This window comes from Rhizobium ecuadorense (assembly GCF_001187535.1).
GTDB lineage: Bacteria > Pseudomonadota > Alphaproteobacteria > Rhizobiales > Rhizobiaceae > Rhizobium > Rhizobium ecuadorense.
The window spans coordinates 1-276 of the sequence record NZ_LFIO01000142.1; the positions used below are offsets into that span (position 1 = coordinate 1).

General features: G+C 60.1%; 1 pseudogene. It reads left to right on the forward strand.

The window, feature by feature from the left end:
• A pseudogene (locus AF337_RS04320) lies at nt 1-276 on the forward strand (C-terminal binding protein); the annotation flags it as partial.

Below are 276 nucleotides of genomic sequence, written 5' to 3' on the forward strand. Positions count from 1 at the left end.
GGGCCGGGCTTACCCTCGTCAGCGGTCCGGCCGAGCCGTCTCCGCCTGCTGAGATCGACGCTTTGGCTGCAAAGCATCAGCCGGACGCGATTCTGACCTGCTGGGCTCAAGTTAGCGAGACGGCAATCGCTGCGTCTCCTAACCTCAAGATCGTCGCTCGTCTCGGAGTTGGCCTGGACAATATTGCAGTCGATGCAGCGACGGAGCGGGGGATATGGGTGACGAATGTTCCCGATTATTGCGTTGCAGAAGTGTCTGACCACGCCGTGGGTTTTG